At 71.5% G+C, this 21,734-nt stretch carries 21 protein-coding genes; 6 read left to right on the forward strand and 15 right to left on the reverse strand.

All coding sequences use genetic code 11. The features are described from left to right. Positions 1 to 117 precede the first annotated feature (117 nt). The gene (locus AB0H43_RS23710) at positions 118 to 375 is read right to left on the reverse strand and encodes a hypothetical protein (protein WP_360002424.1); all 258 of its coding nucleotides are present in this window, start codon (positions 373 to 375) and stop codon (positions 118 to 120) included. Between the two features lie 156 nt (positions 376 to 531). On the opposite strand from AB0H43_RS23710, the gene AB0H43_RS23715 reads away from it, so the two are divergent. Beyond that, entirely contained in the window at positions 532 to 3,966 is a 3,435-nt protein-coding gene (locus AB0H43_RS23715; protein WP_360003119.1) for an AAA family ATPase, read from the forward strand. 8 nt (positions 3,967 to 3,974) lie between these two features. Here the strand turns inward: AB0H43_RS23715 and AB0H43_RS23720 are convergent, their stop codons facing one another. After that, on the reverse strand, positions 3,975 to 4,679 hold the full coding sequence (locus tag AB0H43_RS23720; protein WP_360002426.1) for a lysophospholipid acyltransferase family protein: 705 nt from the start codon (positions 4,677 to 4,679) through the stop codon (positions 3,975 to 3,977). Positions 4,680 to 4,941: 262 nt separating this feature from the next. On the opposite strand from AB0H43_RS23720, the gene AB0H43_RS23725 reads away from it, so the two are divergent. Further along, positions 4,942 to 5,469 carry a hypothetical protein gene (locus AB0H43_RS23725; RefSeq protein WP_360002428.1) on the forward strand — a complete coding sequence of 176 codons (528 nt, stop codon included), beginning with the start codon at positions 4,942 to 4,944 and terminating at the stop codon, positions 5,467 to 5,469. Between the two features lie 90 nt (positions 5,470 to 5,559). Here AB0H43_RS23725 and AB0H43_RS23730 read toward each other — a convergent pair whose 3' ends face one another. The 10 genes from AB0H43_RS23730 to AB0H43_RS23775 form a co-directional block, all read right to left on the reverse strand. Then, on the reverse strand, positions 5,560 to 6,354 hold the full coding sequence (locus tag AB0H43_RS23730) for an alpha/beta fold hydrolase (protein WP_360003121.1): 795 nt from the start codon (positions 6,352 to 6,354) through the stop codon (positions 5,560 to 5,562). Then, entirely contained in the window at positions 6,345 to 7,742 is a 1,398-nt protein-coding gene (locus tag AB0H43_RS23735) for an NAD(P)-binding domain-containing protein (protein WP_360003123.1), read from the reverse strand. The genes AB0H43_RS23730 and AB0H43_RS23735 overlap by 10 nt, the downstream gene beginning before the upstream one ends. A 117-nt stretch (positions 7,743 to 7,859) precedes the next feature. Beyond that, the gene (gene yidC / locus AB0H43_RS23740) at positions 7,860 to 8,579 is read right to left on the reverse strand and encodes a membrane protein insertase YidC (RefSeq protein ID WP_360002430.1); all 720 of its coding nucleotides are present in this window, start codon (positions 8,577 to 8,579) and stop codon (positions 7,860 to 7,862) included. A 63-nt stretch (positions 8,580 to 8,642) separates the two neighbouring features. Further along, positions 8,643 to 8,921 (reverse strand): DUF6412 domain-containing protein, encoded by a 279-nt coding sequence (locus AB0H43_RS23745; protein WP_360002432.1) that lies wholly within the window; start codon positions 8,919 to 8,921, stop codon positions 8,643 to 8,645. Positions 8,922 to 8,953: 32 nt separating this feature from the next. Further along, positions 8,954 to 9,841: a DUF2785 domain-containing protein gene (locus AB0H43_RS23750; protein WP_360002434.1), complete on the reverse strand. Its 888-nt coding sequence runs from the start codon at positions 9,839 to 9,841 to the stop codon at positions 8,954 to 8,956. A gap of 124 nt (positions 9,842 to 9,965) precedes the next feature. After that, a complete protein-coding gene (locus AB0H43_RS23755; protein WP_360002436.1) occupies positions 9,966 to 11,399 on the reverse strand; it encodes a hypothetical protein in 1,434 nt (477 codons plus the stop codon). A 259-nt stretch (positions 11,400 to 11,658) separates the two neighbouring features. Next, a complete protein-coding gene (locus AB0H43_RS23760) occupies positions 11,659 to 12,327 on the reverse strand; it encodes an endonuclease/exonuclease/phosphatase family protein (RefSeq protein ID WP_360002438.1) in 669 nt (222 codons plus the stop codon). 21 nt (positions 12,328 to 12,348) lie between these two features. Further along, positions 12,349 to 13,293 carry an ROK family glucokinase gene (locus tag AB0H43_RS23765; protein WP_360002440.1) on the reverse strand — a complete coding sequence of 315 codons (945 nt, stop codon included), beginning with the start codon at positions 13,291 to 13,293 and terminating at the stop codon, positions 12,349 to 12,351. Positions 13,294 to 13,330: 37 nt separating this feature from the next. After that, positions 13,331 to 13,861, reverse strand: a complete 531-nt coding sequence (locus AB0H43_RS23770; protein WP_360002441.1) for a hypothetical protein — start codon at positions 13,859 to 13,861, stop codon at positions 13,331 to 13,333. Positions 13,862 to 13,865: 4 nt separating this feature from the next. After that, positions 13,866 to 14,312, reverse strand: coding sequence for an SRPBCC family protein (locus tag AB0H43_RS23775; protein ID WP_360002444.1), 447 nt, complete (start codon positions 14,310 to 14,312; stop codon positions 13,866 to 13,868). A gap of 109 nt (positions 14,313 to 14,421) precedes the next feature. On the opposite strand from AB0H43_RS23775, the gene AB0H43_RS23780 reads away from it, so the two are divergent. From AB0H43_RS23780 to AB0H43_RS23795, 4 genes are all read left to right on the forward strand, one after another. Further along, positions 14,422 to 16,188 (forward strand): AMP-dependent synthetase/ligase, encoded by a 1,767-nt coding sequence (locus AB0H43_RS23780; protein WP_360002447.1) that lies wholly within the window; start codon positions 14,422 to 14,424, stop codon positions 16,186 to 16,188. A gap of 85 nt (positions 16,189 to 16,273) precedes the next feature. Next, positions 16,274 to 17,908, forward strand: coding sequence for a GAF domain-containing sensor histidine kinase (locus tag AB0H43_RS23785; protein ID WP_360002449.1), 1,635 nt, complete (start codon positions 16,274 to 16,276; stop codon positions 17,906 to 17,908). Between the two features lie 44 nt (positions 17,909 to 17,952). Continuing rightward, complete coding sequence (locus AB0H43_RS23790) at positions 17,953 to 18,621, forward strand: response regulator transcription factor (RefSeq protein WP_253761516.1); 669 nt, start codon at positions 17,953 to 17,955, stop codon at positions 18,619 to 18,621. 19 nt (positions 18,622 to 18,640) lie between these two features. After that, on the forward strand, positions 18,641 to 19,168 hold the full coding sequence (locus AB0H43_RS23795) for a diadenosine tetraphosphate hydrolase (RefSeq protein ID WP_360002451.1): 528 nt from the start codon (positions 18,641 to 18,643) through the stop codon (positions 19,166 to 19,168). Between the two features lie 2 nt (positions 19,169 to 19,170). Here the strand turns inward: AB0H43_RS23795 and AB0H43_RS23800 are convergent, their stop codons facing one another. From AB0H43_RS23800 to AB0H43_RS23810, 3 genes are read right to left on the reverse strand one after another with little or no spacing between them, the layout of a single operon-like run. Next, positions 19,171 to 19,854, reverse strand: a complete 684-nt coding sequence (locus AB0H43_RS23800) for a hypothetical protein (protein ID WP_360002453.1) — start codon at positions 19,852 to 19,854, stop codon at positions 19,171 to 19,173. Further along, positions 19,851 to 20,573 carry an ABC transporter ATP-binding protein gene (locus AB0H43_RS23805; RefSeq protein WP_360002455.1) on the reverse strand — a complete coding sequence of 241 codons (723 nt, stop codon included), beginning with the start codon at positions 20,571 to 20,573 and terminating at the stop codon, positions 19,851 to 19,853. Before AB0H43_RS23805 ends, AB0H43_RS23800 begins: the two co-directional genes overlap by 4 nt. Before the next feature lie 41 nt (positions 20,574 to 20,614). Then, positions 20,615 to 21,730 (reverse strand): glycosyltransferase family 4 protein, encoded by a 1,116-nt coding sequence (locus AB0H43_RS23810; protein WP_360002457.1) that lies wholly within the window; start codon positions 21,728 to 21,730, stop codon positions 20,615 to 20,617. Positions 21,731 to 21,734: the final 4 nt, after the last annotated feature.

Consider the following 21,734-nt stretch of genomic DNA (forward strand, 5'->3'; position numbering starts at 1 on the left):
GGGGCGGGTTGGCCCCCCCCCTTCCTCAACGCGCGGGGCCCCCCCCCACCGGCGTGCGACTCCACCCACACCCCGCGGGGGGGCGCCAGGCCGATCGGCCTGGCGCCCCGCTGTCAGTCACTCTTCCGCGGCATCCTCGGACTCGCCGGCGTCGCCGTCGGCTTCGTCCGCGCTGCCCGGGCCGTTCCACTGCGGCTCGGCCTGCTCTTCCTGCTCGCCTGGCCCGTTCCAGTCCTCCGGAACGCCGTCGACGTCCTCAACCACTCCCTGCTCCTCTAGCTCAGCGAGGGTGATTGCGTCGATGTCAACGACATCTCCGGCGTAATGAGCGATCCCGAACGGATCCGTCCACTCTGCCGCAAGTCGCACCAGCACCGCGCAGCCTCCCTCGCGCATGATTTGCCCATCGGGCTGGCAGAACTGTAACCATCACGGCGGATCTGTGCTGCACCTTGTCGTTTTACCTACACACCTGCTGGCTCGCGGCGGGGGTATCGCGGATACTGGACGCCCACCCCCTTGGAGTGAAAGATTTCCCTCACCTGCCCAAACTGCTCGCGAGTGGCCGGAGCGGAGGACGCCTTCTGCGGCGGCTGCGGATCGAGTCTGTCTGTTTCCTGCTACCAATGTGGCCGCAAGCTCTCGCCCGGCGGCGCGTTCTGCACCGGCTGTGGCGCCCGGATCGGGGTCGCCCTGACGGTCCCCCGGGAGGACCGTCGGCAGGTCACGATCCTGTTCGTCGACATGGTGGACTTCACGCCCTATGCCGAGCATCTCGACCCCGAGCAGGTGCGGGGCACCCAGAACGAGTATTTCGCCGCGGTGCGCAAGGTGGTGCGGCAGTATGGCGGCGTCCTGGAGAAGTACATCGGCGACGCCGTGATGGCCGTTTTCGGAGCGCCGGTCGCCACTGAGAACGACGCGCTCCGCGCCGTGCGCGCCGGCCTGGAGGTCCAGCGGGTGCTGGGCGGCCGCGAGGGCGCGGTCGCCGACCTCACCTTCCGCGTCGGCGTCGCCTCCGGCCAGGCCCTGGTCGACCTCGACGCGGCCCGGGAGGGCGGGCAGGGCTTCGTCGCCGGCGACGTCGTCAACACCGCCTCGCGGCTGCAGGCGGTCTGCCCGGTCGGCGGCGTGGTCGTCGACTCGCCGACCTTCGACGCGACGCGGAACGAGATCGACTACCAGCAGCAGCCGCCCGCTCTGCTGAAGGGCAAACGCGAGGCGAGCCAACTCTGGCTGGCGAAGGCGGCGCGGCGGGTGCGGCTCGGCGAACGCGACGAGTCGACGCCGATGATCGACCGCGACCACGAACGCGGCATCCTGACGACCGCGCTGCACCGCATGCTGAGCGACTGCTCGCTGCAGTTGGTCACGGTCTTCGGCAACGCGGGCATCGGCAAGAGCCGCCTGCTCCGCGAGTTGTCGCGCTACGCGCGGCGACTGCCCGGCCCGCCGGTGCGCTGGCTCACTGGTCATTGCCCGCCGTTCGGTGAGAACGTCACCTACGCGGCCCTCGCGGAGATCGTCAAGTCTCAGGTGAGCATCCTGGACACCGACGACGACACGACGGTACGCGTCAAGCTGTCCGCCGCTCTGCACGCTCTGGCCGAGCCACTCGAAGCGGCCCGGCTGGCCGAGGCGATGGGTCCATTGCTGGGTCTGCCCGCGGCTCGGCTCGCACCCGCGGAGACGGAGTCGGCCTGGCGCCGATTCCTGCAACTGCTCGCCGCCCAGGGTCCCACCGTCGTGGTCTTCGAGGACATGCACTGGGCCGACGAGGCGATGCTGCGCTTCGTCGAGATGCTCTGTGGAGCGGGCAAGGACCTGCCGCTCATGGTGATCACCACCGCCCGCCCCGAACTGCGTGAACGCAATCCCGCCTGGACCAGCGCGATCACGGGCTCGTTCTCCATCTCGCTGGGCCCGATGCGCGACAGCGACATCTCCACCATGTACGCGCAGATGTTCGGCCAGGCGGTGTTCCCCTCGACCGGGCTCGAACCCCTGGTGGAACTCGCCGGCGGCAATCCCCTCTACGCCCACGAGTACGCGCGGATGCTGGTGGACCGCGGTGACCTCCAGCCGGAGAAGTCCACTTTCCCGCTGGAGCCCGGCGCGGCGAATCCGATGCCGCAGACCGTCCAGGCCGTCATCGCCAACCGGCTGGACCTGCTCGATCCCCACGACCGCACGGTCCTGCAGGCGGCCGCGGTCGTCGGTACGCAGTTCTGGCCCGGCGCGATCGCGGCCGCGGTCGGGGTGACGGCGGAGGCGGCGGCCCGCTCACTGCATCGCCTGGAGCAGCGCGATCTCGTTCAGGAGCGGCCAGTCTCCAGCATGTCCGGCGAGCAGGAGTTCGCCTTCCGGCACATCCTCGTCCGCGACGTCTGCTACCAACGGCTGCCCCGGGCGGAGCGGGTGGTGCGCCATCAACGCGCCGCCGACTGGCTGCAGTCCATGAGCGACGGTCGCACCGACGAACTGGCCGAGGTGCTGGCGAACCATCGGTGGACGGCGCACGAGATCGCCCGGACCATCGGCCTCGATCCGTCTCCGTACGCACCGACCGCACGCGACGCACTGCATCTGGCCGCCCGTCGGGCGTACGCGCTGCACGCCCTGGATCACGCCCGCACGATCGTCAACCGGGCGTTGAGCCTGAAGCTGGACCCGGATCTGGCCGTCGAGCTGTTGTCCCTCGAGCTGGAGCTGTTCGCGGACCGCGACGCCTTCCTGGACACCGGCGGCCCGCAGCGCCTGAGCGACCTGTTGACGCGACTGGAGGCGACGGGCGACGTCGGCGGCATGGCACGGGCCTGCACGCTGCTCGGGACGGCCGCCTGGTTCCGCGCGGACCGCGACGAGACGCTGCGCTGGCTCGACCGGGCCGCGGCCTATTCCGAGGTGCTGCCGGACAGCCCGGAGAAGGCCGAAGCGCTGCTCGAACTCGCCCGCGTCCGGATGATGGACTACGAGTCGGCCGACGCCCTGGCCGCCGCCGATCGCGCGCTGGGCATCGCCGACCGGCTCGGGCTGGTCGAGGCGCAGGCCAACGCGCGCATCACGATCGGCCTGGCCAAGTATCTGAAGGGCGAGGACGACGGGCTCATCGAGCTGACGGACGTCACCGGCTTCTGCCGGGAGAACCGGCTGAGCAGTTTCCGCCGGGCGGCCGGCAACCTCGCGTGGGCGCTGACCGAGGAAGGCGACGTCGCCGGCGGCGACCGGTTGCTGGCCGAGAGCCGGGGGACGTCGTCGAGCGGGCACGGATTGGCCCCCAGCTTCAACGAACAAGCGCAGAACGCGTACATGGCCGGGGACTGGCCGAGCGCCATCTCCGCCACGACAGCGGTGATGCGCCGGCCGACGGACGAGTGGGACCTGCACACCATCGCCATCGCGGCCTGGATGCGGGTGCTGCGCGGGGAACCCGTCCTCGCCGACGGCGAAGACCCGGTCGAGACCGTGACGGCCGCCGCCCGCCGCTCGGGCTTCCATCGCGTACTGCGCTCGACGGTGGCGCATGCCGCCTTCTGCCGGGTGCTGCAGGGCCGCCCCGACGACGCCGCAGCCCTGCTCGCCGAGCTGAAGGCGGATTGGGCCATCACCGAGATGATCGGATTCGGCGAGTGGGTCGCCGGTGCGGCGCACGCGGCCGCTCTCCTCGGCCCGGCGGCGGCCGCCGAGGCGCGGACCATGTTCGAGCGGTCCACCCGGCGTACGCCGTGGATCGAAGCGGCCCTGGCGACCGTCGCGGGTGCGCTCGCCGAGGACCCGGCCGAGTCCGGAGGGCACTACCTGGCCGCCGCCGCGTGCTACGCCAAGATCGGTACGCCCAGCGACGAGGTGCTGGCGCTGTCGGCCGCGTTGCGAGTGCTGCCGACCCGAGATCCACGCCGATCCGAGGTGGAGCACCAAGTACGCGCCTTCGCCGAACGCAACGGCGCGCCCCGGCTCCTGCCGTGACTGCCCGGCTACACCACGGCCGGTTGCACGGGGGCGGCCACCGGCTGGGACTTCACCTTGGCGGCGTAGAGGTCGACGTATTCGCGTCCGGACAGCTCCATCAGCTCGTACATGATCTCGTCGGTGACGGCCCGTTCCACGAACCGTTCCCCCGCCATCCCCGCGTACCGGCTGAAGTCCAGCGGCGCGCCGAAGCGGATCTTGACCCGCATGATCTTCGGGAGGACCTTGCCCGGCGGCTGAACCTCGTCGGCGTTGAGCATCGCCACCGGGATCACCGGAGCGCCGCTCTCCAGCGCCAGCCGGGCGACGCCGGTCTTGCCGCGATAGAGCCGCCCGTCGGGCGAGCGGGTGCCCTCCGGATAGATCCCGGCCAGCTCCCCGGACCGCAGTACGCGCAACTGCGTGTCGAGCGCGGCCTGGGCGGCCCGCCCACCGGACCGGTCGACCGGGATGGTGCCGGTGCCGACGAAGAACATCTTCTTGAGCCGGCCCTTGATGCCCTTCTCCGTGAAGTACTCCGCCTTGGCCACGAAGGTCACCTTCCGCGGCACGACCAGCGGCATGAAGATGGAGTCCGAGAAGGACAGATGATTGCTGGCCAGAATCGCGGGGCCCTGCCTGGGCACGTTGTCGAGTCCCTCGACCTGCGGCCGGAACACCAGCCGCAGCACCGGCCCGAGGATGACGTACTTGAGCAGCCAGTAGAACACGTGGTCCTCTCCGTGACGTCGGCGTGCCTCAGTGCATCCTCCCGCCTGGGAGCCGCCGCAGGGAAGGGCTTGCCCGAGCCGCCAGGAGTGCGGTCGGTCGACCGCCAGGAGTGCAGTCAGAGCCTATGCAGCGGATGCGACCCGCCACAACGCACTGCACAATCTCGGTCCCCCCGTGTCACACTGAAATGTCCCCGCGTCCACCGCCCCGTCTTCCCGCGGCCGGTCCGGCGCGACCACGTTCGACCTGAGGGAGGGCCTGATGTCTGTGGTCGGCGACCCTGACGGGCGCTCCTCGGATCAGGTAGATGCCGCTTTTGCGCAGATTGTCGCTAGTTACGACGCTGCGCCCGCCGAGGTGACCTGGCCGGAGAGCGAAGACATCGCTCCCGCCCCCGCCGCCTCGCCGTCCCCGGCCGCGCCGGCCGAACCAGCCGGGCCGACCGGACCCGTCTTCCCGGCGAACGGGCCGATCCTCAACCGGCCCGAACCGTCGCTGCTCGACGGGCTCGACACGTTCGGCGCCGACCTGCCGGACGACGAAGAACCCTTCGTCCCCCCACCGCCGCCCCCGCTGCCGCGCATCTCGGCGCAGGCGATCATCGGCGTCATCGCGATCATCGCCGGACTGCTGCTGTTCTTCAAACCGGACCTGCTGCCGCTCGGCGACCAATCCGGCATGGTGCTGGGCCTGCTCGGCATCATCGGCGGCGCCGCGCTGCTCATCATGCGGCTGCGACCGGGCGGCCCCGACGAGCCGGACCTGCCCGACGACGGCGCCGTCGTCTAACCCGTCACCCTCCACCTCGCGCCCGCCCGCCTCCCTCGCCCACCGTCCCCGTCTGCGCGATCATGAACTAGCGGTCGTGATCACGCGGGGTCAGTGGGACTTTTCGAGCCAGTCGAGGATGGCGTCGATCGGCTCTCGCCAGCGGCCGTCCAGCATCAGGTCGTGGCCCATGCCGGGGAAGAGCAGCGGGGCTCCCCCGTACGCCCGGGCGGCGTCCTTCAACGCGGCGGGTGAGACGATCTTGTCGTCGGGGCTGCCCACGACCAGCACGGGCGGGTCGCCGACGGCTCGTTCCGGGGTGACTCCGCGCAGCAGTTGCCACTGCGCCCGCGTACTGGCTCGGCCCATGCGTTTGGCGTACGCGCGCGCGGCGGCGGCCGGAAGTTCGCGGCTGAACAGCTGACCGGCGGGCAGCCGCAGTCCGCCGCCGAACAAGGCGGGCAGCACCAGTCCGGGGTTGCGCAGTGCGGCGGAGACTCCGCCCAGCACCGGCGAGAGCAGGACCGCCGCCCGGGCGGGATACCGGGCCAGCGCGTGCGTGACGACGAGCGCTCCGGCGCCGTGCCCGGCGAGGACCGCCTTCCGGGGCAGACCGGCGGCGACCTGCACGACGTCGTGGGCGTACGCCCGGAGGTCCGCCTTCGGGGCCGCTTCGCTCGCCCCGTGCCCGCGCGGGCTCACGGCGTACGCCGGGAAGCCGCGCGCCGCCGTGTGCTCCAGCCAGTGCTCGGCGTACGCCCAGGCGCCGTGGCCGAAGCCGGGCACGAACAGCACCGGCGGCCGGCCTTCGTCGAGTTCCGGCGTGGCGCTGAGCACCTCCCGGCGTACCGGGGTGACCGGGTGGGCCCACTCCTTGAGCCGCAGCACCGAGACGGTCATCGCGATCCTTCCAGGGTGTCGATGGCCCGCTGCAGCTCGCGCAGGTAGAGACCGTGGCTGACCTCGAACCAGTGCCGGGTCGAGTCGGTGGTACGCCCTTCGTGCCAGGTGCCGGCCGCCTCCTTCTCCACGCGGCGGCCGAATTCGGCGGCTCGCTGCGGCGCGGTCTGCCGGGCGCGCAGGTAGCGGGCGAAGACGACGGCCTGCCAGTGGGCGAGCGGGAAGACTCCGGCGTCCGGCTGCACGAGTCCGGCGACCGCGAGGGTCGGGTGGCGACGCGGGAAGGTGTGCAGGTAGAGCGTGGGTTTGCCGCGCTGGTCGATGCCGAGCAGCTCCGGCTCCAGGAAGTCGAACCGGGGCAGGTAGCCGGTGGCGAGCACGACGAGGTCCGGCTCGATCTGGCGGCCGTCGGTCAGCTCGACGGAGTTCCGGTGGAACCGGGCGATCTCCGGCACCGGCGTGATCCCGCCGTGCCCGACGTAGTAGAGCAGCTGGCTGTTGACGACCGGGTGGCTCTGGTAGATCTTGTGGTCGGGCTTGGGCAGGCCGAATCGGGTCACGTCGCCGACCGCCAGTTTCAGCGTCCGGTGGGCGAACCACTGCCGCAGCCGCATCGGCGCCCGCAGCGCCAGCAACTGGTCGTTGACCTGGTCGGTCGGGCGGCCGAGGACGTACTTCGGGGCGTACCAGTAGCCGCGGCGGGTCGAGTGCCAGCAGCGGGCCGCCTGCTGCGCCGCTTCGACCGCGATGTCGCAGCCGGTGTTGCCGCCGCCCACCACGAGGACGCGGCGACCGCGCAACTGGGCGGAATCCTTGTAGGCGCTCGCGTGCAGCACGTTGCCGCGATAGTCCTCGATCCCCTCGTACGCGGGCATCTTCGGCGACCAGTTGTGCCCGTTGGCCACGATCACGCCGGCGTACCGGTGGATGCGTTCGGCGCCGCCGTACTTGCTGGTGCTGCGGGTCGTGACGTCCCACTTGCCGTTGTCGGCCGGCTCGACCTTCACGACCTCGGTGCCGAACCAGATGTGCGGCCGCAGCTCGAAGTGGTCGGCGTAACGCTCCAGATAGGACAGAACGAGCGCGTGGTGCGGGTAGTCCGGCCAGTCGTCCGGCATCGGGAAGTCGGGGAACTGGGTCAGCGGCTTCGACGAGATCAGGTGCGTGCTCGCGTACACCGGGCTGCGATCGTGGCGCCAGTTCCACGCGCCGCCGACGCCGGTCTCCCGCTCGTAGCAGTCGACGCCGAACCCGGCCTCCTTGAGGTTCTTGATCGCGGTCAGCCCGCTCGGCCCGGCTCCGACGACGCAGACCGTCTCCCCGCGGTCGTAGACCGGCCAGCCGTCGCGCCACAACGTGGTCCCGGTGTGATCGCCGCCGAAATCCTGGTCCACGCTCACCGGTTCGCTCCCTCTCGCCGCGCGGGCAGGGGTGAGGGCAGGACGCTCGCGCCCCGCCGCGTTTGCGCGACGCGAGGCATTTTCGCGGGCGAGCGCCCTGTTTGTCCACCCCTACCGGCGCGCCGGAGGCGCTGTTGGCATGCCTCGCTTGAGCAGTGTGTTCTCGGCCGCCGTCCAGGCCGTCGTGGTCAGCAACGCCAGGACCGCGGCCAGCGGCAGCCAGATCGCGCTGATCAGCACGGTGAAGGGCAGGACGCGCGGCAAGGCCGCGAGCAGTCCGGTGGGCGGCGGGTCCGCCAACGCCAGCAAGCGTGCGGACCGCCGGGACATCAGCCACGCGACCAACGCCAGGGCCGCGAAAAGTCCGGCGAAGATCCAGATGGATACGCCGAGAGCACTGAACTGGGCGAGGAACCGGGCGCTCAGCGGCGCCCCGAACAAGGTGTCGGAGAGCAGCGCATTCGGCCGGCCGCCGATCTTGGAGCTGTTGTAGAGGTGGAACAGGACGATGAAGAAGGGCGTCTGCGCCAGCAGCGGCAGGAACCCCGCGAACGGCGAGATCCCCTCCGCCCGGTGCAGTTCGAGGGTCTTCTCCATCAGGGTCGCCGGATCATCGGCGTACTTCTTGCGGAGGGGTGCGAGCTTCGGCGCGAGCGCTGCCTTCGCGCGCTCTGTGCGTACCGCTGAGCGGGTGAGCGGATGCAACGCGAGCCGGAGGAGGACCGTGGCCAGGACGATCGCGGCGGCCGTGCCACCCACCGGGGTGAGCAGGGCCGCGAGGTGGACGAGCAGATTTTGCGCGGCCTGAGCCGCGCTGTCGATCGGATGCATGGAAAGAGCCCCTTGACGGGAGAGAAAGCCTGACGGTGGACGCGGAACGCCCCGGTGGGGCGGTCAGGCGGACGGGGCTCGGGGGCGGGCGCGACCGGGGGCGTCGGGGTCGGTCAGCCGCAGCGGGGTCTCCCGGCGCTCCCAGTGCCGCATCGTCTGGCGGGCGCGGACGGGAGCGGGAACGGACCGGTGGGCGAGCTGGACGACGACGATCGAGACGACGGCCGCCGCGGCCAACCCGCCGACGATCGCGCCGACGGCGGTGGGGCCGGCGAATCCGGCCGCGGCCACGGTGACGCCCAGCAGGGCGAACAACCACCGGTACGCGGCCACGACGGACATGCGCACTACGGTAGCGCCTCGCGGCAAGACCGTCAGCGGTCGGCGAACCAGCTGGAGTACTCCCGTAGTGCCGTCTCGACCACGGCGAGCATCTGCTCCCGCTGCGGAATCAGGCGGTCGAAGTGGTTGTCGGGCGCGTACCAGGGCATCGCCTGTACGCCGAGACTGAGCTGCAGGTGGAGCGCCCGCAGCCAGTTCAGCGAGTTGATCCAGGCACAGGCCTCCGGATCGAGGTCGACCCGCAGACGCTGCCGGCCCAGCGTCTGCAGCGGGGCGATGACCTCGTCGAGGTCCGCCGCCGACAGATCACCCCGATGGAGGAGCGCCATCGTCGCGTACGCCAGCCGGTCGTCCTCGGAGGCGAGCAGGGCCCAGCCGTCGGTGGTCCGGAGCCGGATCACGATGCTGCCCAGGAGCGCCCGCGCCTGGGCGGTGCCGAGGAGGCGACTGCGAGCCAGCGAGGCGATCGCGTCCGCGCCATGGGCGAGCGCGTGCGCCCAGCCCCGCTGGGCGTCGACCGCGCCGCGCAGATCGCCCTCCAGCTCCCACCACATGGTGAAGCCGCCGATCCAGCGGCTCAGGTCGGCCGGGCCGAGGCGGTGCACCGCGTTGTCGCGTTCCACCACGAGGCCCAGCACGACGGCGGAGAAACTGCGCCCGAAGACGGAGTCGGTGCCCACCTCGCCGATGCCGCGCAGCAGCCCGGCCGCCATCCGGTCGCCCAACCCGGGCAGATCGTGATCGCACACGCCGAGCTGAATCCACTCGCCGAGGATCTCGAAGGCGAGATCGTCGCGCAGGCGGGAGTCGGCGTACGTGAGCATGTGCTCCAGCTCGGCGATCAGCTCGTCGACCGGATACCCGGCGGGCGGCCGGAAACCATCGTCCTTGATCCGCTGCCACAGCGTCACGTCGGCCATGAGGCAGCACATTAGATGATCACCCGGCTGGCGTATAGAGCGCTGGATCAGGGTTCTGGGTCGAATCTTGAGGCAAGATTCGACCGCGAACCCTGATCCAGCCCGAACGCGGCAATCGGGTGGTCTATCGGGCTCCGCCGATGCCGATCACCGCCGCGAGACCGAGCGCGCTGCGGGGCGCGTACGCCGTCCGCCAGAGCCCGCCGTGCGCGGCCGAGTGCGCCTCCTCCTGCCAGACGTGCTCCTGAGCCGGCAGCGGACGGTGCAGATCATGCACCAGAAGCGCCGCCATCAGGGTGTTCGCGGTCGCCGGTTCGAATACTTCGACGCCGAAGACGTGCGCCCCGGCGTACGCCGCCGCCAGCGCCCGGTTCTTCACCACTGATCGCGTACGCGTCGGCGGGGCGACGGTGAAGCTGACCGTGGTCCCCTCCGACCGGGCGACCGCGGCCCGCCACCGCTGCAGGCGCTTGGCCAGGGCGTAGTTCGGCCCCTGCTGCGAGACGAGGCTGTCGCAGATCCCCGGATCGGCCCCGGGCGCGTAGTTCCGCCGCAGCAGCTTGCCCGCCGAGAGCAGTCGCACCGGCTGCCGCAGCGTCTTGAGCAGCGACGACTGCTGATAGTTCCGCTCCGCCTGAGCCACCGCCGCACCCGGGACGGCGAACGCGTCCGTCGGCGTCGCGAGGAACGCCAACGCCAGATCGTCCCGCTCGTCGAGCAGGTACGTGGTCAACGCGTCCACGGCCACCGACACCCGGACGTTCGTCGCGCCGTCGGCGTACACGTAGTTTCCCAGCACCAGGTCGCCCTCCTGCCCGGCCAGCCAGCGGGCCACGGCGGGCAGGTCGTGCAGCAGGTCCGCGCCGGTGGCGCCGTCGGGGCCGACGGGCACGTGCAGGCGGCCGGCGTACCGGTGGGCGGTGGCGGCCAGGCGCTCCCAGATCGCCGGACGCGGCAGATCCACCGCGACCACGTCAGCGCCCCAGCGCAGCAGCGAATGCACCGGACCCATCTCGGCGCCCGCCCCGAGCACGGCGATCCGCCGCCCGTCGACGGAGAGCCAGTCGGGATTGGCCAGCACCGTCCGCACCGCCTCGGCGCACGACGGCTCGATGACGCCCGCCTCGACCCACTTGTCGAGCTGCCGCCGCAGGTCGTCCCCGGCGAGCCGGGCACCCCGGTACGGCAGCGTCAGCTCCTTCTCCCGCCCGCCGACGCCACGCTGCACGGCGGTGGTCAGCTCCGTCCCCGGCGTCCCGAAGACCTCCCGGAGTCCGACCTCGGCACCGTCGGGCGTGATCACCCGCATGCGGTCGTGCAGTTCCCGCAACCCGTCGTACGCGCTCCGCCGGGCCGCCTCCCCCGACGGCAGCCCGGCCTCGATCTGCCGCCGGAAATGGGCGATGTAGTGCGACCGCCAGACGGTCTCCTGCTCGGCCGCCCTGGAACCCACCGGGTCGACCTCCCGCAGCGCGGCCGCCATCACCGCCCGGCCCAATGCGGACGTGCTGCGGTTGCCCGCGTCGTCGCTGACCGGAAACACCACACCACTCGTCACGGGGGCACCCTATCCGTACGCCCCGGCGCCGGCCTCGCCTTCCCCGCGCGATCCTCCGCCACGTCCGCGCGCCCTTTCCGCGCGATCATGAACCTTGGGCCATGATCGACCGGTAGCCGGGTGTTGACATCACCGCAGGTCAGACGTATTTTGAAGGTGAAGCCCGACATTTCTGGAAAGTCAGAAAAGCCGGGCTTCCCGCTGTCCGGAGTGCGAGCCGCCGAGCGAGCGGAGTGCGACCGCGAGCCTCTGGAGGTCCTCAGAGGGTCAGGTCCGCGACGAGCGGCAGGTGGTCCGACGCCTGCGCCGTCAGCGGCCCGGTCTCGACCCGGTACGCCGCCACCCCGACGGAGGGGCTGACCGCGATGGTGTCGATCCGCCGGTTCGGGGCCGCGCACGGGAACGTGCAGCCGCCCTCGATCCCCACGTCGACGAGGTCTTGGTGCACGAGGTTCCAGCTGACCGACCCCGGGACGTCGTTGAGGTCGGCGCCGAGGATCACCGGCCCCGCCAGCCCGGCGATCGCGTCGCGCAGCAGAGCGGCCTGGGACGGCCGCTCTTCGTCGTCAGTGGACAGATGCGAGCCCACGAGGGTGAAGCTCACCCCGCCGGCCTCACAGCGCGCGAACGCCGCCCCGCGCATGTGCCGGCCCGGCTTCAGCGGAAACCGGACCTCCCACGAGTCGCGGCGGCGTACTCGGAGGCTGGTGAGGATGACGTTGCCCAGCGCGGGCAGGCCGCCCCCGACCACCACCAGCCCGAACGAGCTGGCGAGCGCCGCGACCTTGGTGCGCCAGCGAAAGCGCCGCGGTCCCTCCTGCATGATCAGGACATCCGGCTCCAGGCCGCGCACCACGGCGGCCAACGCGCCGAGATCGTCCCGTGACGAGTGGATGTTGTACGCGACCACGCGCAGACCGACGCCCATGGCGGCAGCCTAAAGCGTGAGTCAGCTGCGGGCGAGGTCGGCCGCGCCGACGATGCCGGCCGTGTTGCCCATCTTCGCGGGGCGTACCTCGGCGATCGGCGACTTCGCCCGCTGCGCCAGCTGATCCTGATAGGACAGGAGAGTGGGCTTCATGAGCAGGTCGCCGGCCTCGACGACGCCGCCGCCGATGACGATCACCTGTGGATCGAGGATCTGCACCATGTCGGCCATCGCGACGCCGAGCCAGGTACCGACCTGCCGGAAGGCGTCGACGGCGAGCGCGTCGCCCGCCAGCGCCGCCTCGGTCACCATCGGGCCGGTGATCGCGCCGATGTCGCCACCGGCCTTGTCCAGCAGCGTCGCGCCGGCCGCGGTGTCGTCCTTGACGCCGGTCTGGGCGTACCGCACCAGGGCGCTGCCGGAGGCGTACTGCTCGATGCAGCCGTGCCGGCCGCAGCCGCAGGGGTGCCCGTCCGGCACGGCCTGGACGTGACCCAGCTCCGCGGCGATGCCGTGCGCCCCGCGGACGAGGCGGCCGCCGAGGATGATGCCGCCGCCGATGCCGGTGCCGATGGTGAACAGCACCATCGAGTCGGTGGCGTCCTCGGCCGCGCCGTAGCGGAACTCGGCCCAAGCGGCCACGTTGGCGTCGTTCTCGACGATGACGGGCAGCCCGGTGCCGGCGCTGACGGCGTCGCGCAGCGGCTCGTCGCGCCAGGCGAGGTTCGGGGCGAACAGCACGGTGGAGCGATCGGCGTCGATCCAGCCGGCGGCGCCGATGCCGACCGCCTCGATCTGGTGGTCCTGGGCCAGTTCCCGGACGACCTCGACGATCACGTCCCGCGTACGCGCCACGTCGTCGGCGGGCGTAGGGCGGCGAGTCGTCGCGAGCACCTTGCCGGTCTCGTCGACGACGCCGCCGAGCACCTTGGTTCCGCCGATGTCCACGCCGATGGTCAGTCCCACGCCAAGCCCCTCATTTCTGCGATTACGCGCGTTCACCTTATCCGTTGTCGTCGGGACGCGGCCTGGGCATGGCCTTCTTGGCGGCCTTCTTGGGAGCGGCCTTCTTCGGCGGGACTTTTTCCTGGTCAGTGGGCGAAGCGCCGGAGGTCTTCCGGGGTGCGACCGCCTTCTTCGCGATCGCCTTCTTCGCCACTTTCTTCGGTGTTGTCCGGCTCGCTGGGCCTTCCGGGGCCGGCTCGGTCCCGGCGGGCCTACCCGATTCCTCGGCGGACTCGGCGGTCGCCGATCGCCACGGGTCGGCCTCGCCCGGCTCCCGCGTCCCGGACAGGCTGCGCAACAGGCTGGCCAGCCCGACGGCGAGGTCGCCCGCACCGGTGGCCAACCGCTCGACGAACTGCGGATCGGGGTCGCGAACCGCCTCGATCAGCTTGCAGAAGGGGCAGACGCAGCAGGCGGCGCTGCCGGTGGCCAGCTCAGGATGGTTGCCGGCGGCCAGGGAGGCGACGGCAAGGGCCGCCGCGACCAGCCGCTCGGCCTCCTGACGGGCGGTCGAGGGCTCGGTGAACACCGGTTCACCCCCGGCTCTCGACGCGCTTCTTCAGCCCGCCCAGCGCGGCGTCCATGATCGCCTTCTCCGCCTTGCGCTTGAACATGCCCAGCACCGGCATCGTGAGGTCGACCTCCAGCGTGTAGGTCACGGTCGTCGTGCCGTCCTCGTTGTCCACGAGGTCGTACGCGCCGTTCTGCACCTTCAGCATCTTGGAGGGGTGGACGAGCCGCCACTCGATCCGGCTGAGGTCCTCGGCGTACTCGTAGAGCACGGTGTACTCGTCGGAGACGACGCCCGCGTCGAGGGCGAAGGTCACCTCGGCGGCGTAGCCGTCCTCGTACTCCGTGAGCACCTCCACCCGCTTCATCGCCGGGATCCACTCCGGGTACGCCGGGAAGTCGCAGATCACCTCGGCGATCCGGGCGGGTGTGGCGTCGATCACGATCGACTGCATGGAAGAGTCGGCCATGATGAGCAGGCTACCGCCCGGCCGGATTCCGCGCGGAGCAGGTAGCTTCGATAAGCGGAGTCGTGGCGTTCCCCCGGCTCGTGGACCTCGCAGCACCAAGGAGGGCGCCGTGCGGGAGATGGCGGTACCGCCGGTCGTGACCGTCGGCGACGGTGACAGTCTCACCGATCCGGTCTGGACCAACGCCGAGCGGCATCCCGATGCCGTGCAGTTCCTCCTCGACGACCGTCAGGTGACCTGCGCCCAGTTCCGGGCGGAGGTCGTCGCGCTGGCCCGGGGGCTGATCGCGGCCGGCGTCGGCCCGGGCGACCGGGTGGGCCTGATGAGCCGGACCCGCTACGAGTGGACCCTCACCGACTACGCGATCTGGGCGGTCGGCGCGGTGACCGTGCCGATCTACGAGACCTCCAGCCCCGAGCAGGTCCGCTGGATCCTGGCCGACTCCGGCGCGGTGGCCTGCGTCACCGAGTCCGCCGCGCACACCGCCACCGTCCGGGAGGCCGCTCCCCTGCTGACCGAGGTGTGGCAGATCGACGCGGGCGCGCTCACCGAGGTCGTGACACGGGGGTCGGCGATCGAGCCGGGCGCGGTCGACGAGCGCCGGGCGGGCGTACGCGCCGACGACACCGCGACGATCATCTATACCAGCGGCACCACCGGACGGCCCAAGGGCTGCGTGCTCAGCCACCGGAACATGCTGGCCGACATCGGCAACGCCGTGCCCGAGCTGAGCATCCTGTTCCACCAGGGTTCGACGACCCTGCTGTTCCTGCCGCTGGCCCACGCCTTCGCCCGGCTGCTCCAGATCGGCGCGGTCGCCGCCCGGGTGCAGACCGCGTTCGCGCCCGACGTCAAGAACCTCGTCGCCGACCTGGCCCGCATACGCCCGACGTTCGTGCTCGCCGTGCCCCGCGTGTTCGAGAAGGTCTACAACAGCGCCCGGCAGAAGGCGCACGGCGACGGCAAGGGCAAGATCTTCGACGCCGCCGAGGCCACCGCGATCGCGTACTCCCGGGCGATGGAGACCGGCGGTCCCGGCCTGGGTCTGCGCCTGAAGCACGCCCTCTTCGACCGTCTCGTCTATGGCAAGCTCCGGGCGGCGCTGGGCGGCCGATGCACCGCCGCGATCTCGGGCGGCGCCCCGCTCGGTGAGCGGCTGGGCCACTTCTACCGGGGCATCGGCCTGCTGGTGCTGGAGGGGTACGGGCTGACCGAGACCTCACCGGCGATCACCTTCAATCGCGAGGGCGCGCAGAAGGTCGGCACGGTCGGCCGCCCGCTGCCCGGCGTCACGGTACGCATCGCCGACGACGGCGAGATCCTGGCCCGCGGCGACATCATCTTCCGGGAGTACTTCAACAACCCCGTCGCGACCGCCGAAGCCAGGACGGACGGCTGGTTCCACACCGGCGACCTCGGCGAGCTGGACGACGAGGGCTATCTGCGGATCACCGGGCGCAAGAAGGAGATCCTCGTGACGGCGGGCGGCAAGAACGTCGCCCCGGCCGTGCTGGAGGATCGCGTACGCGCGCATCCGCTGATCAGCCAGTGCATGGTCGTCGGCGACCAGAAGCCCTTCATCGCCGCCCTCGTGACGCTGGACGAGGAGGCGTTGCCCGACTGGCTCGACGGGCAGGGCCGGGCGGGTGCCACCATCGACGACCTGCGGGACGACCCGGCGGTCCGGGCCGCGATACAGTCTGCTGTGGACGAGGCGAACAAGGCGGTCTCCAAGGCCGAGGCGATCCGCGTCTTCCGCATCCTGCCCCGTGACTTCACCGAGGCCACCGGCGAGCTGACCCCGTCCATGAAGGTCAAGCGCGCGGTCGTGATGAAGGAGTACGCCGACGAGATCGACGCCATTTACCTCCGCTGAGCGGAGCCGCTCCGAGTCGACGGCGCTCGGTGCGGCACAGCAGCCCGGCGGCCGGACGGCCGGCGGGCGCGCGGCCTTTCTCGCCATGGCGATGCGGGTCACGCTGCTGGTCCTGGTGGCGGTGCTGACGCTGCTCGCGACCCGGGATCCCCAGCAGTTGGTCTGGGTGGGCCTGCTCGCCCTGGCCACCGCGGCGGTCCCGGCGAGCGCCCGCTGGCCGGTCGTCGGGACTCTCGGCCGGTTCGCCGAGGTCCTCATCATCGGCGTGGGCGCGACCGCGATCGCGATGGCCGCGGTCGACGCCGGGACGGTCACGGGCGGCTTCGGCGCCGGTGCGCTGCTGCCTTACCTGGCGGTGCCGCTGACCGCGGCGACCTTGAACAACCGGCCGGTCGAGGCGGCGACCCTGCTCGCGGTGACCGCTGGGACCCTCGTCGTCGCCGGTTTGGTGACCGATCTGGACGGGCGGCCGCTACTGGCCTCGTCCGGCTTCGTCATCGTCTGCGCGCAGTGGCTGGTGCTGGTCGCGCTGGGCACGGTCACCACCGGCGCCCTGCAACGAGCCGTGCTGGCCCGCCGCGAACCGCAGCCCTATGTGGAGGCGACCCGGCTGCTGACCCAGCTCCGGACGGTGGCCCGGCAGCTGCCCGGCGCCACCCTCGACCCGGGCGGCATCGCCGAGCATTTGCTGGAGGAGGCGCGAGCGGTCGCCAAGTCCGACCGCTCGGCCGTGCTGACCGCCAGCGGCGGGGGCCGGCTGATGGTGCTGTCCCAGGCGGGACTCGCCCACGACGGCAGCGAGCAGCACGACTGGGAGACCATGCTCGACACCGACACCGGGATCGCCGAGGCGTGGGCCAGCCAGCTCCCGCACGTCGCGACCCGGTCCCAAGTACGCGACGCGCCCCGGGACGCCGACGTCACCGCTCTGCTGATCCCCCTGGTCGCGGGCGTACGCACAGTGGGCGTGCTGGTGCTGGAGCGCGACGACGCCGGCGGCTTCGCCTCCCCGGCGATCGCCCGCATCCGGCACGCGGCCGAGCAGGCGGCGCTCCGCCTCGAAGCGGCGCTCCTGTTCGACGAAGTACGCTCCCTGGCCACCAATGAGGAGCGGCAGCGCCTGGCCCGGGAGATCCACGACGGGGTGGCCCAGGAACTGGTGATCATCGGCTACGGCGTGGACAACGCGCTGGCCAGCCTGCCCGAGGGGGCCACCGAGACCGCCGACGAGCTGCGTTCGCTCCGGGAGGAGATCACCCGGGTCGTCACCGAGCTGCGGCTGAGCCTGTTCGAGTTGCGCAGCCAGGTCGACCGGCACGGCAACCTGACCTCGGCGATCGCCGAGTTCGCCCGGATCGTCGGCGCGTCGGCCGGACTCCGGGTGCACCTGTCCTTGGACGACTCGCCCGGCCGGCTCCCCTCGGCCATCGAGGCCGAGTTGCTGCGCATCGCGCAGGAGGCCATCACCAACGCCCGGAAGCACGCCGGCGCCAGCAATCTGTGGGTCACGTGCTCCGTCGACCCCCCGAACGCCCATATTGAAGTGTCGGACGACGGACAGGGAATCGCTGACCAGCGGGTTGACGGACGGTACGGTCTTGCGATCATGGCAGAGAGAGCGGAACGTATCCGTGGCAGGCTGGAGATCCGGCCCCGTCACCCCCATGGCACAACGGTCGCGGTGGTGTTGGGTCCGGCCGGTCGGCGCGATAGCGTGTGAGCACGCCGTCACAACCGGCGGCCTTGAAGGGGAGAGCACCGAGCATGTCCACCAGCACCGTACCGGCGGGCCGTACCAAGGTACTACTCGTCGACGATCACGACCTCATCCGTAAAGGTTTGCGGCATGCCTTCGAGCGCGATCGCCAGTTCGAGGTCGTCGGCGAGGCCGGGACGGCGGCCGAGGCCGTCCGTCAGGCCGGTGCCCTCCAGCCCGACGTGGTGATCATGGACCTGCGGCTGCCCGACGGCAGTGGCCTGGAGGCGACCCGCGCGCTGCGCAAGGCCAGCTCCACGATGGGCATCGTGGTGCTCACCATGTACGCCGGCGACGACCAGCTGTTCGGCGCGTTGGAGGCCGGTGCGTCGGCGTTCGTGCCGAAGACCGCGCCGGCCGACGAGGTCGTAGCGGCCGCCCGGCACGCCGCTTCCGCACCCAGCGCCTTCACCGCGGCCGATCTGGCCGAGGCGATGAAGCGCCGGCTGGCCCCGGCCGGTCCGCAGCTGAGCCCGCGGGAGGGTCAGGTGCTGCGGCTGCTCGCCGACGGCATGAGCGTCAACGGGATCGCCAAGCAGCTGTTCGTCAGCGAGTCGACCGCCAAGACGCACATCTCCAAGCTCTACGAGAAGCTGGGCGCGGCCAACCGCGCGCAGGCTCTGATGACCGCTCTGCGCCTGGGTCTGCTCGAGGCCCCCGACGCGCCCAAGTTCTAGGAAGAGGTCAGCCTCATACATGGGACGGCACTCCTCCACGCCCGCCGACGAGCTGGCTGTCGACTGGCGCTCTGACCGGGTGGGTTCGGCCCGCCGCGGCGAGAACCCGATGGTCATGGCCAAGGTTCCCAGCGGCTACGTGGTCTTCGGCGACACGCAGCACCTACCGGGCTACTGCGTACTGCTCTCCGACGTCGACGACGCCGATCACCTCACGGACCTGACCGGCGCTCAGCGTACGCAGTTCCTCGAGGACATGGCGTTGCTCGGCGACGCGGTCTTCGCCGTGTGCGGTGGCCGGGACCCGGCGTTCCGGCGGCTCAACTACGAGATCCTCGGCAACTCCCTGCACCACTTGCACGCGCACGTCCACGCCCGATACGCCTGGGAGCCCGCCGAGTTCCGCAAGGGCCCGGTCTGGCGCTACGCGTACGAGGACCGGTTCGCCGAGCAGCACGATCCGCTGAGCTCCCCCGAGGCGGAGGAGCTGGACGAGCTGCGGACGGCGATCACCACCGAGATCCACCGCCTGCTCAAGGCGCGCTGAGGCTACGCCCGGTTCCGCCGGAGCCGGGCGTAGACCAGCAGTCCCACCGCGACCCAGGCCACCGCCAACGCGGTGTAGCCCAACGTGTTCGCGGCGGTCAGCGTGTGCCGGCTGACAGTCTTCGCGACCGCTGTCATCGGCGGCAACACCCAGGCCAACGGGGTCTTCGGCAGCCCGAGAACGATGGCGAGCGCGCTGCCAGCGGCGAGGACGGCGACGCCCTTCCCGGCCGACTCGGTCACCGCCCGGCTGCTCAGCGCGCCCAAGACGAGTCCGGCGAGCAGGGCCAGCAGGTGCGCCCAGAGGCCGATCGCCAGCTGTTTCGCCAGCGGGTCGTGTTCGGCCTCCACCGCGCCGATCAGCCAGGGCAGCGCCATCGACACCCCGGTGACCACCAATCCGGCGGCGGTCGCCGCGAGCAGTCCGGCCGCCTGTTCCCGCCGGGCCGAGCCGACCGCGACGGTCGCCAGGCGACGCTGCACATCGGGGTCGCCGTCGAGGATCATCCGGGTCTGCCAGGCGTACGCCGGGAAGAGGATGAGCGCGCAGACGGCGTACGCCTCCGCCGCCTCGCTGCGCCCGCCGCCGTGGAACAGCAGGAGCGCCAGCAGCACCACGAGCCCTGGGGCCAGCACGCGCCCGGTCTTCAGGTACGCGGTCAGCCGCATCTTCGCCAACGCGATCATGACCGCACCTGTCCGCGTACCCCTTGGGCTGCCAGCGTCGCGAGGAAGGCCGTGACCTGACCCGCGGGCATGACCACCTCCACGACGCATTGTTCTTCGGGATCGGCCCGGACGGCCGTGACCGTGCCGTCGGCGACCGTCCACCGGGTGGCGCCCGGCAGCCGCGCGGTCTCGCCGCGATGGTCGCTGACCAGGACGGTGGCGCCGCTCGCGGCAGCCTCGCTGACGATCGCCGGGACCAGCGCGCGGGCCGCGGCGTCCAGGCCCTCCCACGGCTCGTCGAGGATCAGGAGGCGCGGCGGGACGAGCAGCGCCTGCGCGAGCCCGACCTTCTGCGCGGTGCCTTTGGACAGTTCGGCGAGCCGGACGTCGCGGAACGGCTCGAGCCCGAGGCGCTCGATCCAGCCGGTGGCGGCCTGGGCCGCCGCCGACGCGCGCAGGCCGCGGATCTCGCCCATCGCGATCAGATAGTCGTACGCGGAGAAGGGCTGGTCGGCGGGGAACCGCTCGGGCACCCAGCCCACGATGGGCGGGCGACCGCGGACCCGGCCCTTGCCCGGCCGCAGCAACCCGGCCATGAGCTGCAGCAGAGTGGATTTACCGGCGCCGTTGCGACCCTGGACGGTGACGACTTCGCCGGGGTGGGTCTCCAGCTGGATCCCTTGGAGCACCCAGGGGCCGGAGCGGTGGTACCGCAGCCACACGTCCTCGAGGAGCATTCGAGAATTCTGCCAGGCCGAACCGGCGTCCGGCTGCCCCGTCAGCCGTGCAGGAGGTCCCGCAGCCGCTGGGCCTGGAGGTCCCAGCCCCATTCGCGTTCCACCCAGGACCGTCCGGCCTCGCCCATCCGCCGAGCCAGCGCCTCGTCGGTGAGCAGCTCGACCAGCCGGTCGACGAGCGTGGTGAGGTTGCCGACGACGTACCCCGTCTCGCCTTCCAGCACCGCGTCCGGCGCCCCGCCCGAGTCGCCGGCGATCACCGGCAACCCGGTCGCCGAGGCCTCCAGGTAGACGATGCCCAGCCCTTCGACGTCGAGGCCGCCCCAGCGCGTACGGCAGGGCATGGCGAACACGTCCCCGGCCGCGAAGTGCGCCGGCAACTCCGCCCACTCGACGCCGCCGGTGAAGACGACCGCGTGCTCGACCCCGTTCTCCCGGGCCAGCCGTTCCAGCGCCGCCCGATGCGGTCCCCCGCTGACGATGAGCAGAGCGGCGTCGGGGACCTTCTTCAGCACGTGCGGCAACGCCCGGATGAGACTGTCCTGACCCTTGCGCGGCACCAACCGGGAGACGCACACGATCACCGGACGGTCCCGCAGGTCGTACCGCTTGCGGACCTCCGTGCCGTCCACGTCCGGCCGGTACGCCTCGACGTCGACCCCCGGCGCGAGGCGGCGCAACGAGGTCAACGATCCGATCGCGGGCTCCAGCCGCTGCCGGAAGTACTCGCCCAGGTAGGTGATGACGTCGCAGCCCCGGGCGATCCGCTTCAACGCCGCCCGGGCGCCGGGCAGCGCGGCCCAGCCCGCCTCGTGCCCGTGGGTCAGACCGACGGCACGCTCGATCCCGGCTTTCTCCCGCAGCCCGTGGGCGAGCAGCCCCAACGGCGCGGTCGCCCCGAACAGCACCCGGTCGCAGTCACGGGCCCGGGCCAGCTCCTGAGCGCGCTTGGCGACCGCCCGGGTCGGCAACAGCATCCCGGTGTCCTCACGGACCACCTCGAACGGCTGCTCGGCGTCGAACGCGGCCTGCCCCTGCCACGACGACGCGTAGACGACGACCTCGTCCGGCGGCAAGCGCAGGGCCAGGTTGTGCACGAACTGCTGGATTCCGCCGGGGCGCGGGGGAAAGTCGTTGGTGACCAGCAGTGTCCTCACCCTG

The sequence above is a fragment of the Hamadaea sp. NPDC050747 genome (assembly GCF_040654195.1).
Classification (GTDB): Bacteria; Actinomycetota; Actinomycetes; order Mycobacteriales; family Micromonosporaceae; genus Hamadaea.

Coding starts and splice junctions, on each gene's coding strand:
- AB0H43_RS23725 (WP_360002428.1), top strand. CDS start 4,942: ATGTCTGTGGTCGGCGACCCTGACGGGCGCTCCTCGGATCAGGTAGAT.
- yidC (WP_360002430.1), bottom strand. CDS start 8,579: ATGCATCCGATCGACAGCGCGGCTCAGGCCGCGCAAAATCTGCTCGTC.
- AB0H43_RS23745 (WP_360002432.1), bottom strand. CDS start 8,921: ATGTCCGTCGTGGCCGCGTACCGGTGGTTGTTCGCCCTGCTGGGCGTC.
- AB0H43_RS23750 (WP_360002434.1), bottom strand. CDS start 9,841: ATGGCCGACGTGACGCTGTGGCAGCGGATCAAGGACGATGGTTTCCGG.
- AB0H43_RS23760 (WP_360002438.1), bottom strand. CDS start 12,327: ATGGGCGTCGGTCTGCGCGTGGTCGCGTACAACATCCACTCGTCACGG.
- AB0H43_RS23775 (WP_360002444.1), bottom strand. CDS start 14,312: ATGGCCGACTCTTCCATGCAGTCGATCGTGATCGACGCCACACCCGCC.
- AB0H43_RS23785 (WP_360002449.1), top strand. CDS start 16,274: ATGGCGATGCGGGTCACGCTGCTGGTCCTGGTGGCGGTGCTGACGCTG.
- AB0H43_RS23790 (WP_253761516.1), top strand. CDS start 17,953: ATGTCCACCAGCACCGTACCGGCGGGCCGTACCAAGGTACTACTCGTC.
- AB0H43_RS23795 (WP_360002451.1), top strand. CDS start 18,641: ATGGGACGGCACTCCTCCACGCCCGCCGACGAGCTGGCTGTCGACTGG.
- AB0H43_RS23800 (WP_360002453.1), bottom strand. CDS start 19,854: ATGATCGCGTTGGCGAAGATGCGGCTGACCGCGTACCTGAAGACCGGG.
- AB0H43_RS23805 (WP_360002455.1), bottom strand. CDS start 20,573: ATGCTCCTCGAGGACGTGTGGCTGCGGTACCACCGCTCCGGCCCCTGG.